General features: G+C 68.2%; 6 protein-coding genes. 1 reads left to right on the forward strand and 5 read right to left on the reverse strand.

The features are described 5' to 3' along the window. The first annotated feature begins 164 nt into the window (after window positions 1-164). Complete coding sequence (locus HEP74_RS13015; RefSeq protein WP_185816624.1) at window positions 165-1,190, forward strand: Ldh family oxidoreductase; 1,026 nt, start codon at window positions 165-167, stop codon at window positions 1,188-1,190. A 419-nt stretch (window positions 1,191-1,609) separates the two neighbouring features. Here the strand turns inward: HEP74_RS13015 and HEP74_RS13020 are convergent, their stop codons facing one another. The 5 genes from HEP74_RS13020 to HEP74_RS13040 form a co-directional block, all read right to left on the reverse strand. After that, a complete protein-coding gene (locus tag HEP74_RS13020) occupies window positions 1,610-4,498 on the reverse strand; it encodes a TonB-dependent receptor (RefSeq protein ID WP_185813232.1) in 2,889 nt (962 codons plus the stop codon). 602 nt (window positions 4,499-5,100) lie between these two features. After that, complete coding sequence (locus tag HEP74_RS13025) at window positions 5,101-6,693, reverse strand: glycoside hydrolase family 27 protein (protein ID WP_185813233.1); 1,593 nt, start codon at window positions 6,691-6,693, stop codon at window positions 5,101-5,103. A gap of 56 nt (window positions 6,694-6,749) precedes the next feature. Continuing rightward, window positions 6,750-9,173: a glycoside hydrolase family 127 protein gene (locus tag HEP74_RS13030; RefSeq protein WP_185813234.1), complete on the reverse strand. Its 2,424-nt coding sequence runs from the start codon at window positions 9,171-9,173 to the stop codon at window positions 6,750-6,752. Between the two features lie 207 nt (window positions 9,174-9,380). Then, window positions 9,381-12,290, reverse strand: coding sequence for a TonB-dependent receptor plug domain-containing protein (locus tag HEP74_RS13035; protein ID WP_255427740.1), 2,910 nt, complete (start codon window positions 12,288-12,290; stop codon window positions 9,381-9,383). Window positions 12,291-12,732: 442 nt separating this feature from the next. After that, window positions 12,733-15,054 carry a S9 family peptidase gene (locus HEP74_RS13040; protein WP_185813235.1) on the reverse strand — a complete coding sequence of 774 codons (2,322 nt, stop codon included), beginning with the start codon at window positions 15,052-15,054 and terminating at the stop codon, window positions 12,733-12,735. Window positions 15,055-15,061 lie beyond the last annotated feature (7 nt).

Genomic DNA, 15,061 nt, shown 5'->3' on the forward strand with positions numbered 1-15,061 from the left:
CCCATAGCCGAGTCATTACAACGTCACCTAAGTATGTCGGCGTCGCGTGTGGCGCGATGCCTAATCGGCACGCGGGTCAAGCGACTCGGTACCTGGCAACCCGAGGGTTTTCACGAAGCGCGGCACGGGCGAGAATCCGGGTCACTCTCTTTCGTGCTTTTCCCATGAATGCCAGCGATACCGTCGCACTGTCCCTGGACCAAGCCGCCGCGTTGGTCGAACGTATCCTGCGCCACGCCGGCTTCGGCCTGGCACATGTGCGAACCCTTACCGCCACTATCGTCGCGGGCGAACGCGACGGCTGCGCGTCGCATGGGCTGTACCGCACGCTGGGATGCGTGGCAACGCTGCGCAACGGCAAGGTCGTGGGCGATGCCGAGCCGGTCGTGCACGATCAGGCACCCGGGATCGTTCGCGTCGACGCATGCGGCGGCTTTTCGCTGCTGGCATTCGAGCGTGGCCTGCCGTCGCTGATCGAAAAGGCGCGCGGCAATGGACTGGCGGCGCTGGCGATCAACCATTGCGTGCATTTCTCCGCGCTATGGCCGGAAGTCGAACGCATCACCGAAGCCGGGCTGGTCGCGCTGATCTGCAATCCCAGCCATGCCTGGGTCACGCCGGCCGGCGGCCACACGCCGTTGCTGGGAACCAACCCGCTCGCGTTCGGCTGGCCGCGCGTGGACGCGCTTCCATTCGTGTTCGATTTCGCCACCAGCGCGGTGGCGCGCGGCGAGATCGAATTGCACCGCCGCGCCGGTCTGCCGATTCCCGAAGGCTGGGGCGTGGACGCCACCGGCAAGCCGACCACCGATCCGAACGTGGTCGCCGGCGGCGGTGGTGCGATGCTGACCTTCGGCGGACACAAGGGGTCGGCGCTGTCCGCCATGATCGAATTGATCGCCGGGCCGCTGATCGGCGACCTCACCAGCGCCGAATCGTTGGCGCACGACGCAGGCGCCGGCTCCTCCCCGTACCACGGCGAACTGATCCTGGCCTTGGATCCGGTGCGGTTCCTCGGCGCGGAGTGGGCCGGGCACATGGCGCGCGCCGAAGCGTTCTTCGCCGCCTATCAGGACACCGGTGCACGGCTGCCCTCGCAACGCCGCTATCAGGCGCGTGCACGCAGCGTCCTTGAGGGCGTGCGGATTCCGCAAGACCTGCACCAAGATCTGTTGAAGTTGCTGGAGTAAGCCGGCGCAGCGCGGCTGCGGCGCGAGCGCCAAGCGGCACCCAACGTCATAGCTGCGCAGGCAACAAAGCGCCGCACCAATCGATCCGAAAGCCGTGGCTATCCAGCGTCAACGACAACCAGACATAACGCCCATCAACGGGATTGTCCGGATTCCTGCGGTCGCAGATGTACCGGCACCCTTGCACTCGCCGAACCAGTAGTCGGCGCCGTCACGGTCGCGCGGCGGGCCGGCGCCATGAGCGTTGATCGCCACACCGTAGCGATCGTTCCACAACACCCCAGGGGGATCTGCCCGGCGCCAGCGGCAGCCATATAAGGGCTGCCGCCAGCATCGCGCGACTACGTCGAGGCACGCGTGCAGACGCCGACCGGGAACGGCATCCGCAACGCCCCGGTTCGGACTGGCCGAACGCAGGCTTAGAACTTCACCGTCGCCCGCGCCCAGTAGTAGCGGCCGAGCAGATCGTAGGTGGCCACGTCGGTGTTGGCGTTGCCGACGTTGTTGGCGTAGTACAGCGGCGGCTGCTTGTCGGTGAGGTTGTCAACGCCGAACTCGACACGGGTGCGCCACTGCGCGAACTGATAGCCGACCTGCGCGCTGTGGTAGACGTAGGCGCCGATGCCACGCACCACGCTGGCCTCGCCGACGTCGGCCGACAGGTTCTGCCGCGCGTCGGCGCTGCCGATCTCGGTGGCGCCGATGTAGCGCATGCGGTAGTTGGCGCTCCAGTTGCCGAGGTTCCAGCCCAGGGTGCCCAGCGCGCGCCAGCGCGGGAAGTTGCCGTAGGCCTGGGTGTACTTGCCGGCGTTGTGGATGGTGACGGTGTTCGGGTCGGTGCTGTCCGGATTGACGTCGTAGCGGATCGTGTAGGTGCCGTTGAGGCCGGCGTTGAAGCTGCCCCAGGCGGTGTCCGGCAGGCGGTAGTTGAGGCTGAAGTCGGCGCCGCTGGCCCACAGCTTGCCGAGGTTTACAGTGGGTTCGGCGACGTAGTTGATGGTGCCGTTGTCGTTGCGGTGGATCAGCGCGCAGAACGCGCTGCCCGAGTTGGCGTAGCACTGGTTGAACACGGTCTGCGCCGATACCTGGGTGATGGTGTCCTGCAGGTTGATCTTCCACAGGTCCGCGCTCATCGACAGGCCATCCAGCCAGCCCGGATCGTAGACCACGCCGAAATCATAGGACTTGCCGGTCTCCGGCTTGAGCTGGTAGCCGGCCACCACCGCACCGGACGCCTTGGCGCCGACCTGGTTGTCCGCCTGCTGGTAGCTGCCGTCGGTGGGCACGTTGACGCAGGCGCCCTCGTGGCCGCCGGTATAGCCGTTGCACGGATCGTTGACCGTGGCCGAATCGCCGGCCACGCCGGCGTACAGTTCGTTGATGTTCGGCGCGCGGAATACCTGCGACACGGTGCCGCGCAGCAGAAGGTTTTCGATCGGACGGTACTCCAGCGAGACCTTGCTGTTGGTCTTGCTGCCGACGGTGTCGTAGTCGGAGAAGCGGCTGCCGATGGTCAGGTTCAGCGAATGCACCAGCGGCAGATCGGCCAGCAGCGGGAACAGCGCCTCGGCATAGGCTTCCTTGACGCTGAAGCTGCCGCCGAGCACGGTGGCGCAGAATTCGATCACCCCGCACATGCCGTTCTCGTCGCCGGTCCACAGCGGATCGGCGGCGGTGGAGGTGCTTTCCTTGCGGTAGGACACGCCCGCGGCCAGGCTCACCGTGCCGGCCGGCAGGTCGAACAGGTTGCCGTTGGTGTTGGCCTCGAACTGCTTGACCGTGTAGACGCTGGTGACGATCGGGTTGACCACCAGCGCTTCCAGCGCGGCCTTGTTGCTTTCGCTGTTGAGGTTGAACACGTCGATCGGTGTACAGCCGGCGATCGCCGCGCCGGCGCTGCCGCACTTGACCGTGCCGTCGCTGTCCAGGAACGAGGGACCCACCGCGGCGTTGAAGCCGGCGTAGTCGAGGAAGCCTTGGTTGATCGACTTCTGCTTGACCTTGCCGTAGTTGACGCTGGCATCCCACTGCCAGGAGCTGTCGCCGAAGCTGCCGCGCAGGCCGGGATTGATCTGGAAATTGTAGGTGTTGTACTCGTAGCGGCGGTTGCCCAGCACCGTGGCGCGGCTGTTGAAGCTGTTGTACGAGGTGCCGGTGCTGCGGTCGGTGCCGAAGTTGACGCCGAACGGGTTGTAGTAGCTGTCGGCGGAGACCAGGAAATTGTCGCCGTTGGCGAAGATCGGAATCGGCGCGATGATCGACGACGAGGTGGTCTTGCTGAAGTAGGTGTTGACGTAGCCTTCGAGGTGATCGTTGAAGCGGAAGCTGCCGATCACGAAGGCGTTGGTGCGTTCCTGCGGGGTCTGCAGCAGGTTGTACGGCTGGTAGTTGTAGGAGTCGGCCGAGGCGTTGTAGCAGTGGTACTGGCCGGCATTGGTCGGGCTGCCGCTGCCGCCGTTGAAGGTGACCCGCGAGCAGCCGTTGCTCGCCGCCAGCGCCTTGGACTGGGCGGAACCTTCGTCGAAGCTGATGCTGCCGGTCGGCGTGGCCGAGGACCCCTGCTTCACCGGCACGCCGTCGATCAGCGACAGCGCATCCTTGGAATAGCCGCGCTCGCCGGCCGAGACCGGATCGATGTTGTGGTAGGACAGGCCGGCGACGATGCTGCCGCGCTCGCTGGTCTTGCCCGCGGTCAGCGAGAAGTTGCGACGGTTGCCGTCGCTGCGCGAACTGGTGCCGAAGTCGGTGCTGGCCTCGATGCCGTCGAAGCCCTTGCGCAGGATGAAGTTGACCACGCCGCCGATCGCGTCCGAGCCGTACACCGCCGAGGCGCCGTCGCTGAGCACTTCCACCCGCTCGATCATCGTCGCCGGAATCGCATTGACGTCGTTGCTGGCCAGGCGCGTGCCGTTGACCAGGATCAGCGTGCGCTTGTCGCTCAGGCCGCGCAGCGAAATGGTCGAGGCGCCGGTGCCGCCGCCATTGTTGGTGTTGGGATTGGTCGCGTTGCCGGCGATCGACGGCAGTTCCTGCACCAGATCGCCGAGCGTGGCCTTGCCGGTCGCCTCGATCTGCGCGCGGTTGATCGTCACCACCGGATTGGCGGTCTCGGTATCGACCCGGCGCAGGCGCGAGCCGGTGACCACGATGCTGTCCAGGGTCTGGGTCTTGCCGTCGTCCGCGCTCGCCTCCTGTGCCAGCGCCGACCAGGAGCTGCCCAGCGACAATGCGGCGACCACGGCCAGGGCCAGCGGCTGTTGCACCGGTGCGCGACGATGGGAAGGATGGGATGCGTGCGGGAACGACATGAAGATCTCCTGAGCGATGGCGACACGTGGCGTAAGCGAAAACGATGGGCCGAACGGCTCCACGCCGGCTTGCGCCAGCGACGGAACATGCAATGAGGACGACGCTGCACAGCGACGCCGGTGATACGCATCCTGCGCCGCGGCCTCAACAAGGCCGGACACAATCTCGGGGATGCTGGTTGTCCTTCGCACGCAGCGCGTGCGCAGATCCCCGGTCCTGCGGTGGGTGGCGAAGGGCGGTGGCGGATCCTGTCCCGCGCACCGGCCGCTGGGCCGGAAAACAAAAGGTCATCACGTTTTAACGATGCGATCACAATGTGCCCGGAACCACGGCTGGCGTCTTGTCGCAATTAGCGGTTCTGCATGCGGAATAACGCATGGTCGCGACACAGCGGCGCGATCGGGCGACCGACCGGCATGCATGTTCGTTGCTTTCCATTCAGCCAGGCAGTCGGTGCACGTCGGCGCTTCGCTGCGTGCAACTCGGCACAATGTCGTCGAACTATGGCAATGGCTGCGATATATCGCCAAGCAACGCCACGCACGAAACAGGCAGGACGAACCACGCGCGTAATGGCGCGTCATTCGCCCTCCCGTCGAACTCAATGCAGGCGCGCAGCAGCCGGCGGCGACAGCCGCAGCAACACCACGCCATGCGCGGCGACCTGCACGCTGCGCAGCTCGCCGGCAGGCCGGCTGCCACCGCGCCACAGATCGCGCCAGCGGCGTCCGCGCAGCGCGCTGCCGGCATCCTCCGCCGACAGCGCCACCTGATGCGGCTGCGCATCGCGATTGAACACGCCGAGCGCGACGCCGCCATCGACCAGCGGCTTGCGCCAGATCTCGATCGCGCCGTCCTTGCGCACCGCCCTGCCCTGCACGCCCAGCGCATCCTGGTCGATCGCCAGCACGTCGCGGTTGCGCAGCAGCGCCAGCGTCGCCGGCGTCATCTGCCGCAGGTCGTTGCCGAGCAGCAACGGCGCCGCCGACAGCGCCCACAGCGCCAGGTGCGTGCGGTACTCGTCCACGCTCATGCCGCCGTTGCCGACCTCGAGCATGTCCGGATCGTTCCAGCCGCTCGGCCCGGCGTCGGCGGGATCGCCGTTGCGGTCGAAACCGATCGAGGCCATCTTCGCGTAGCTGTCCTCGATGTCGCCGGTGGTGCGCCACAGGTGGCCGCCGACTTCGCGCCCCCACTGGCCGACATGGTCGCGGCCGTACTGGCACAGGCTGTAGACGATCGGCCGCCCGGTCGCGCGCAGCGCCTGGCCCATCTGCAGGTAGGCGCGGCGCACCTGTTGCGGCTCGCGAAAGATGCCTTCGCCGGAGCACAGGTCGTACTTGACGTAGTCCACGCCCCAGCCGGCCCAGGTGCGCGCGTCCTGTTCGACGTGGCCGTAGCTGCCGGTGTAGCCGGCGCAGGTCTTGGGTCCGGGCGAGCTATACAGGCCCAGCTTCAGGCCCTTGCCGTGCACGTAGTCGGCCAGCGCGCGCATGTCGGGAAAGCGCGCGTTCGGCTGCAGCACGCCGTCGCGGTCGCGCTGGCCCTGCCAGCCGTCGTCGATGTTGACGTAGACGTAGCCGGCATCGCGCAGCCCGGAGGCGACCATGGCGTCGGCGATGCGGCGTACGGTGGCGTCGTCGATGTGCTCGGCGAAGCGGTTCCAGCTGCTCCAGCCCAGCGGTGGGGTCCGCGCCAGGCCATCGCTCGGTAGCGCTGCGTAGTCCGGCAGCGGTGCGACCGGAAACGCCAGCCGTGCCGCGTCGGCCTCGCTGCCGCGGCTTGCGCGCACATCGACCTGCTCGTCCCAGATGCGGCCGGCCACGTGCAGCTGGCCGTGCTCCAGGGTCGCGGTCCACGGCTGCGCCGGCAGCCGCGGATTGCCGTTGTCGATCTGGAAGTGGGCTACGTCGCCGTCGATGCGCAGTTGCTGCATCGGCACGTCGCCGTACCAATCGGTGGTGATGCTGCCCTGGGCCTGGCCGTCGCGCTGGACGATGCGCAGGTAGCGCGGACCGGGAAACGACGGCCCCTGCGCGATCACCCAGATGCCGTGCAACGGGCTGGCCGGCACCACGGTCGCGGCCTGCGGCGGCGCATGCGCGCAGCCGCCACTGCCGGTCACCGCGAGCGCGAGCAGGCCACGCCACAGCCAGCGGCGGGCGGGAAAAGCGAAGCGCGTGCCTGACGCCATCGATGGTGCCTGCCGGGGCGCGACGCCAGCGCCGCGTGCGTGCGCTGCCGCAGCCGTCACGCGCTCGCGGCCGGGATCAACCAGCCGCCGAACAGCGGCCCGGCGGTATCGCCGTGCTGCGGCTCGATGCGGAAGGTCAGCTGCTTGGCGCCGGTCAGCGCGGGCGGCAACACATAATCGCGATCGACGAAGTCGATGACCTGGCTGCGGTCCACCTGCACTTCCACCGCCAGCTTGCCGTCGATCAGGATGTTGAAGCGGCCCTTGTCGCTGCCCCAGAAACGCAGGCGCAATGCCAGCGGCTGCGCGCTGCCTTTCATCTGGAACTCGACGAAGCCCTTGCCGCGCACGTCGCGGCATTGCTGCCGGCGGTAGGCGCCGCCGAAGGAGGTATCGCTGCGCAGCTTGTGCGCCTGCTCGGAGGCCTCGTCGCCGAACTGGATCATGTCCACCGCGGTGGCCTGCAGCGCGGCGCGCTCGGCCTGCTGGCGCGCGCGCCGCGCCGCTTCCTGCGCCCACTGCGCCGGCGCCAGGCGCTTGAAGTACAGCGCGCTGCGGCGTTCGTACTGCGCGTAGAACGGCACGAAGGTCAGCCCCGGCGGCTGCGTGGCGGCGGCCAGGAAATGCCCGGGCTGCGGCAACTCGGCGAACCCTGCCAATGGATCGGCCGCGGCCACCAGCGCCGGGTCCGGCGCGTCGTAGGGCTCGGCGATGGGACCCAGATCGGCGGCCAGCGCCAGCGGACCGCGCATCACCACCACCGTGTCGGCGTCGCCGGCGGCATGCTCCAGGCGCAGCGGCATCGCCAGGTCCAGTTCGATCACGTCGCCGCTGCGCCACTGCCGCTCCAGCGCCAGGTAGCCGTCGGCGGCCGTGCCGCGCTGGGTCTTGCCGTTGACGCGCAGCGTGTAGCCGCCCTGGCACCAGGCCGGCAGCCGCAGCAGCAGGCGGCGCGGCGTGCGTGCGCCGGCGCGGCGCAGTTGCAGCCGCACCTTGCCGTTGTCGGGCACGCCGCTGTCCAGCTCCAGCGCCAGATCGCGCTCGGGCCAGTCTAGGGTCGAGGGGATGTACAGGTTGACGTAGAGCGAGGACGCGTCCTGCCAATAGATCGAGTCGCCGAACTGCGCGTGCGCCTCCATGCCGCTGCCGACGCAGCACCAGAACGAATCGAACTTGTCGGAGAAGCCGCGCTCGCCGCCGCTGATCATCGGCGTCATATAGGTGAACATGCCGGTGGCCGGATGCTGTGCGGCCATCGTGTGGTTGTGCAGGGTGCGCTCGTAGTAGTCGAAATAGCGCGCCTGCGGCGTCCACTGGTACAGGTGCCGGGTCAGCTTGAGCATGTTGTAGCTGTTGCAATGCTCGCAGGTCTGCTCGGTCAGGAACGCGGCGATGGTGTCCGGTTCCTGGAAATACTCGCGGTCGGCATTGCCGCCGATGACATAGCTGTAGTGGCCGGTCACCGTCTCCCAGAAGAAACGCGCCGCCGCCGCCGCGTCGGCATCGCCGGCGACCTCGAACTGGCGTGCCTCGCCGATGAACTTGGGCACCTGGGTATTGGCATGGATGTGCGGCAGCTCGTCGCGGCCGGCCGCGGCCGGATCGATCACCTTCTCGTGGCGCAGGCGCTTGCCCAGCGCGATCCAGCGCGGATCGCCGGTGCGCGCGCCCAGTTCGATGTAGGACTCGTTGAGGCCGCCGAACTCGGTGTCCAGCAGGGTCTGCATCTGCGCGTGGTCGAGCGCGTCGAACACCCCGCCCAGATAGCCGGCCAGCGGCAGCAGCACCTGCAGCGCCTGCGCGTTGCCGGCCAGTTCGTGCGCATCGAGCAGGCCGGCGAACAGCTTGTGCACCGTGTACAGCGGCGACCAGCTGCCGTTGAGATTGAACTTGCTGCCCTTGATGATGCCGCGGCGTACTTCCTCGAACACCACCTTGCCGTTGTCGATGGCGCCCTTGTCGTTCTTGCGGGTGAGCCCGCCGACGTAGCCGTCCGCGTCCTTGGCCTGAGCGCGTGCCAACTCGGCGACGATGTAGTCGATGCGCTGGCGCAGCGCCGCATCGCGGGTCTGCGCATGCATCTTGGCCAGCGCGCTGAGGTAGTGGCCGAGCGTGTGCCCGGCAATGGTGTCGCCCTCCCAGCCGCCGTAGACCTCGCCCTTGGGCGGCAGGCCGGCGTACTGCAGGAAGTTGTGCAGCAGGCGGTCCGGTTCCAGTTCCAGCAGATAGCGGCGGTTGGTCTGCAGCGAATCCAGGAACAGCGACGGCTTGAGCGTGACCTGCTTGAGCGGCAACGCCTGCACGGCGCCGGCGCTGGACGCGGCCGCATCCAGCGGGAAGCGCAGCAGTCCCGCGGCCACCGCGAGCGCGCTCCATTGCAGGAACCGGCGCCGCGACGGATCCAGCGCCGCCATATCGGCGTCCGCGGACGCGCTGTGCACGCAGTGCGCGCTGTGAACGTGTCCGCAGCGCGCGTTCATCGGGCACCGCGCGAAGGGATGGTCACGGGGAACCGAGAGGAAATGCGAGACGGCATTGCTTGCTCCTTTGCGCTTGGCGGCGGCCGGCGCAGGCCCGACCGCGGCCACGAACGGGCGGCCTGTCGCCACTGTGTCATCGATACGTCATCGCGTCTTGTCGCCACGGCTGCGCGAACATGCGGATTTGTGCCGAATCGCGTCTGGCCTTCACAGCGCCAGGCGGATCCCGCCGTAGTACATGCGCCCGATCACGTCGTACACGCCGGCGTGGTAGCCGAGCTCGAAATTGGCGCCGCCCGCCTCCGCCCCCGGCACCCGCGGCGGCGCGCGGTCGAACAGGTTGCTGACCCCGCCGAACACTTCCAGCCCCGACTTGAGCCGGTAGTAGCCGGACACGTCGCTGTAGAACACGTTGCCGGTCCACACCTTCTGGTACTCGGTATCGGTGATCTGGGTGCTGCTGCGCATCTTGGAGAAGTGGCGCAGCGACCAGGTCGCACCGGCATGCGCATTGGACCAGGTGCCGCGCAGCACGCCCTTCCAGGACGGCGAGCCGAACACGCCGGCGAAGCGGGTGACCTCCTCCGGCTGGTCCGGATCCAGCGTGTAGTCCTGGCGGATCAGGTGGGTGTAGTTCAGGTCGAACGACAGCGCGCCGGCATTCTGGCCCCAGCGCTCTGCCAGGTCGTAGCGGTACTGCGCGAAGAAGTCGACGCCGCGGGTCAGGTAGCGCGACAGGTTGAGCTTCTGGGTGACCGCGTTGAGCAGGTTGCCGTCGGCATCGCGACTGACGAAGGAGCAGAACTGGTTGTCCAGGGTCGGCGCGTCCACGCACTTGTTGATGATGGTCTGCGCCGGGAACGAATCGATCGCGCCGCGCAGGTCGATGTTGTAGTAGTCCACCGACAGCGAGAAATCCTTCAGGAAACGCGGGCGCAGCACGATGCCGACGGTGCGGGTCTTGGCGGTTTCGTTGGCCAGGTCCAGGTTGCCCTTGGTGATGATGTCGCGGTACAGCCAGTAGGTGCTCTTGTCCGACGGATTGAGCTGCGCGCAGTTGGCCGCGGTGTACTGGGTGCGGTCGGTGCGGTAGCGCTGGTTGTAGGTGTTGCACGGATCGGTGACCCACATGCCGCCGATGCTGCTGGCGGTGTACAGCTCGCCGATGTTGGGAGCGCGCACCGCCTTGCCGTAGGTGCCGCGCAGGGTGATGTCCTGGATCGGCGCCCAGTCGATGCCGAACTTGTTGGTGACGGTGCGGCCGGCGGTGTTGTAGTCGGACACGCGCACCGCCGCGTCTACGCCCAGGCGCTGCGCGAACAGCTTGTCGGCCAGCAGCGGCAGGTGCAGCTCGCTGTAGAGTTCCTTGACGTCGTACTGGCCGACCAGCGGCAGTTGGGTGGTGCCCAGGCTGGCGTTGTAGGCCGGATTGGCCGGATCGTACTGGGCGATCGCGCCGATGTCGTTGCGCTCCTTGCGGTACTCGCCGCCGAACGCGATCTGCGCCTCGCCGCCGGGCAGGTCGAAGATGCCGCCGGAGGCGTAGGCCGACAGCACCTGCTGGGTCATGGTGGTGGTGGCCCAGTCCGAGGTGTAGCGCAGGTAGCCGATCTCCTGCGCGGTCAGGCGCTTGAACGGATTCAACGGCACGCAGCCGTTGCCCGGGTCGGTGAGCGTACTGCGGCAGATCGCACTGCCGTCGGCGGCGGCGGTGGAATCCACCGCAAGGTAATAGCGCTTGTAGGACACCGTATCGATGTCGCGGTTGCGCTGCTCGGTGCGGCCGTAGGAGTAGTAAGCGCTGTAGTTCCAGGCGCGCCCGCCCAGGCTGAAGTCGCCCTCGAGGCCGACCACGCCCTGCAGCAGCTGGCGCCGGTACTGGCTGCCGCCCTGCCCCAGTTCGTCGTCGAAGTGCCGCGCGAAATAGACCCCGTCGGTGATCGTGCCGCCGTTGGCCGCGCGCATTTCGTCGGTGATGAACGGGCTGTCGGCCGGCACCGCCTCGCTGCCGAACGCGCTCAGCGCGCGCCACGCCGATTGCGAGGTGGTACGCGAATAACCGACGTTGGCGAAGAAGCGCAGGCTGTCGCTGAAATCGAAGTTGAGCGTGGCGCGGCTGGCGAAACGATCCGACGGCACCGCCAGGTACCACGAGTCGTAGCGGCCGCCGTACTCGCCGCCGTCGGTGAGCAGGCTGCCCAGCGCGGTGGATGGATCGGCCAGGCTCAGCGGCACGCTGTTGACGTAGCCGCCCGGGCCGAGCACCGGCGCGCGCAGCTGGCCATCGGCGGTCATCGCATAGTGGCGGCCGCCGAGGATGAGCTGCGCGTCCTCGGCGTTGTTGATGTTGCGGTTGTTGTCGGAGATCCAGTAGCGCTGGTTGCGGTTGTTGCGCGTGTACATCGGGTAGCCCATGGCGGTCCACGGCCGGTCCTGGCCGGACACCGAATCGGGCTCGCGCTCGTAGAAACCATACACGGTGACATTGCCGCGGTTGTCGGCGAAGTTGTGCCCGAACAGCGCATCGACGCTGCTGCTGCGCATGTCGCCGCGGCTGGAGATGCCGTAGCGCGCGCTGGCGTCCAGGCCCTGGAAGTCCTTCTTCAGGATGAAATTGGCCACGCCAGTGACCGCGTCGGCGCCGTACAGCGCCGAGGCGCCGCCGGTGATGACTTCCACCCGCTCGACCAGGCTGGACGGAATATTGCTCACGTCCACCGCCGAGGTGCCCGGGATCGCCGGCACCTGGCGGCGGCCGTCGACCAGCACCAGGGTGCGCTGGGTGCCCATGCCGCGCAGGTCCAGCGCGTTGATGCCGGGATTGCCGGCCAGGTTGCTGGTCTGGCTGGTCTGGGTCAGCGCCAGGCTCGGCAGCTGGTTGACCACGTCGGCGATCTCGGTATAGCCGGCCGCGCGGATCTGCTCGGCGCCGATCACGGTCAGCGGCGTGGGGCCGTCCAGCGCATCGTTGCGGCGGATGCGCGAACCGGTGACGACCACGCTGTCCAGGGTCTTGGCGTCGGCGGCGCTGTCGCTGCCATCGGCCGCCGCGGTGGCGGGGTCGCGCACGGTAGCCGCCTCCTGCGCCGCCGCCGGCAGCGCCGCGAGCAGCGCCATGCCGATCGCAGCGCACAACAGCGTGCGCCCGTGTCCGCGTCGATCGCGACAGGCGGAGACCGGAGGTGGGGAAGGCAAACGAACGTCGCGCATGGGTTGTCTCTCGGTTGAGCGGCCTGCACGCAAAATCCAGGCCGCACGACGCCGCGCCCGCGCTGCGCATGGCAACGAGAACCCGCATCGATCGATGGAGGCCGTGCATCCCCGCACGGCGCAGAATGCGGTGCGCTTATTGCGCATCGGAAACCCGTTGCGCGTCTTCGCGTTTTGGGAAAACCCGTTGCGCGTCGCTGCGTACCGCAACTGCAGAGTTTCACGTCGGCACGGTCAGCGTCTTGTGGAAAAACGTCGCCTTTGACGTGGAAATCTGTCGATATGTTGCGCTGTGTCGCAGCGACCGCCACACGCCGCGCGCCACCTCATGCAGGCACGCGCGCAACCCTCAGTGCGCGACGGGCGCCGATGCCGCCGCCTGCCGGTTCCAGTCCGGCGTCGGCGCCTGCTGCAGCCAGCGCACGAAGAAGTCCGCCAAGCGGCGCCGGCCGTAGTCGCCGCCGGCGCCATGATCGCCGCCCGGCACCACCAGCAGATCGAAATCCTTGCCGGCCTTGATCAGCCGATCGGCGACCTGGAAGGTGCTGGCCGGATCGACGTTGTGGTCCATGTCGCCGGTCACCAGCAGCAGATGCCCCTGCAGGCGCGCGGCGTTGTCGACATTGGACGAGGCCGAATACCACGGCCCGACCGGCCAGCCCATCCATTGCTCGTTCCACCAGATCTTGTCCATGCGGTTGTCGTGGCAGCCGGAATTGGCCACCGCGGCGACGTAGAACTCCGGATGGAACAGCAACGCGCCGAGCGCGCTCTGGCCGCCGGCGGAGGTGCCGTAGATGCCCACACCCTGCTCGATCGCGTACCACGGATACTGCGCCGCCACGGCGCGGTGCCAGGCGATGCGATCGGGGAAACCGGCGTCCTTGAGGTTGCGCCAGGCCACGTCGTGGAATGCGCGCGAACGGTTGTTGGTGCCCATGCCGTCGATCTGCGCCACGGCGAAGCCGAGCGCGGTCAGCGCCGGCACGCGCGCGCTGAAGGTCTTGGGCACGAACGAGCCGTGCGGCCCGGCGTAGATGTTCTCGACCACGCGGTAGCGCTGCCCGTCGGCTTGCGCCTGCGGCCGATGGATCACGCCCCAGATCTCGGTCTTGCCGTCGCGGCCGGGCGTGTGGAACGGCAGCGGCGGCAGCCAGCCGGCCGCGAGCAGCCGGCTCAGGTCGGTGCGCTCGACCTGCCGCACCAGCGCGCCGTCGTCGCTGCGGCGCAGTTCCAGCACCGGCCCCAGGTCCACCCGCGAATACAGGTCGAGCAGCCAGCGTCCGTCGGGCGACAGCACGACCTCGTGGTCGGCCTGCGCCGGGGTCAGCGCGGTCAATCCGCTGCCATCCACGCCGATGCGATAGGCGTGACGGTAGTAGGGATCCTCGCCGGGCGTCATGCCCGAGGCGATGAAGTAGATCTGCTGCGCGACCTCGTCGACGCGCTCGACCTTGCGCACCACCCACTCGCCGCGCGTGACCTGGCGCGGGGCGCCGCCGCTGCGCGTGTCGTACAGGTACAGCTGCTCCCAGCCGTCGCGCTCGGAGGCCCACAGGGTGTGCGCGCCATCGGCGAAATCGTGGCGATAGCGTTTGCCGCCATTCTCGTGGGTGCCACTGAGATCGGAATACTCGATGAAGGTCGGCGAGGTTTCCTCGATCAGCGTGCGCGCCTGCGCACTGCGTCCATCCGCCTCGATCACCCGGTAGCGCTGATGGCCGCGTTCGTTGTACTCGAAGGTGAAGCCGCTGCCGTCGCTGCGCCACTGCGCCCAGCTCAGCGCGAACGCATTCGGGAACAGCGCTGCCGGCACTGCCTTCGCCTGCCGCGAGGCCAGGTCGAACAGCACCGGCTGCAGCACCGGCAGCGGATCGCCGGGCTTGGCGTAAATCTGCTGGTGCAGCTTGGGCTGCAACTGGTCCGGCGGCGCCGACTCGATGTAGTACACCGTGCGCGGCGCTGCCGGCTTGATGCGGTAGGCGACCAGCCGGGTCGAATCCGGCGACCAGGCGATGCTGTCCGCCGCGTAATACTCGGCGGTGCTGCCATCATGGCTGAGCGCGACCGGGCTGCCGCCAGCGGCCGGCGCGACCACCACGTTGCCGGCCTCGACCCAGGCACGCCACTTGCCGTCCGGCGACGCCTGCGCATACGCCGGACCCTGCTTCAACGGGATGCTCATGTCGTAGGAATCGGGCGGCAACGCGCCCATCTCGGTGCGCGTGCAGCGGTACTGCGGCAGATCGCACTGCCAGCGCACGCGATCGCGCTCGAACACCAGCCGCTGCGCGTCCAGCTTCACCTCGTCCAACCGCAACGCCGCCGCATCGACCGGCTTGCCGCTGGCCGCGGACATCGCCGCCGCCAGCCGCGCGTGATCGAACGCAGGTTCGTTGCGGCCGTCGGCGACCGCGACCCGGCGGTACTCGATCGCCGGTGCGGCGCCGCTGCGCGCGAGCGTACGCCGATACAGGAAATGCCCGGCGTCCAACCACACCGGCTGCGACGGCTGGCGGTCGACCAGCGCCTCGTAGCGTTGGCTCAGCGCCTGCGCGCGCTGATAGTCGTCCGCGCTCGGCGCGGCCAGCGCGCAGGGCGCCAGCGCCGCCAATGCGAGCAGCAGTGCGCCCGGCGCGGCGACGCGCCGTCCGTTTCGATCCGTCTTCATCCGTCAA

It is taken from the genome of Xanthomonas sp. SS (assembly GCF_014236835.1).
In the GTDB taxonomy this organism is placed as follows: Bacteria; Pseudomonadota; Gammaproteobacteria; order Xanthomonadales; family Xanthomonadaceae; genus Xanthomonas_A.

Excerpts from the sequence above, each read along its gene's own strand:
- HEP74_RS13025 (WP_185813233.1), bottom strand. The coding sequence starts at position 6,693 with ATGGCGTCAGGCACGCGCTTCGCTTTTCCCGCCCGCCGCTGGCTGTGG.
- HEP74_RS13035 (WP_255427740.1), bottom strand. The coding sequence starts at position 12,290 with ATGGCGCTGCTCGCGGCGCTGCCGGCGGCGGCGCAGGAGGCGGCTACC.
- HEP74_RS13020 (WP_185813232.1), bottom strand. The coding sequence starts at position 4,498 with ATGTCGTTCCCGCACGCATCCCATCCTTCCCATCGTCGCGCACCGGTG.
- HEP74_RS13015 (WP_185816624.1), top strand. The coding sequence starts at position 165 with ATGAATGCCAGCGATACCGTCGCACTGTCCCTGGACCAAGCCGCCGCG.
- HEP74_RS13040 (WP_185813235.1), bottom strand. The coding sequence starts at position 15,054 with ATGAAGACGGATCGAAACGGACGGCGCGTCGCCGCGCCGGGCGCACTG.
- HEP74_RS13030 (WP_185813234.1), bottom strand. The coding sequence starts at position 9,173 with ATGAACGCGCGCTGCGGACACGTTCACAGCGCGCACTGCGTGCACAGC.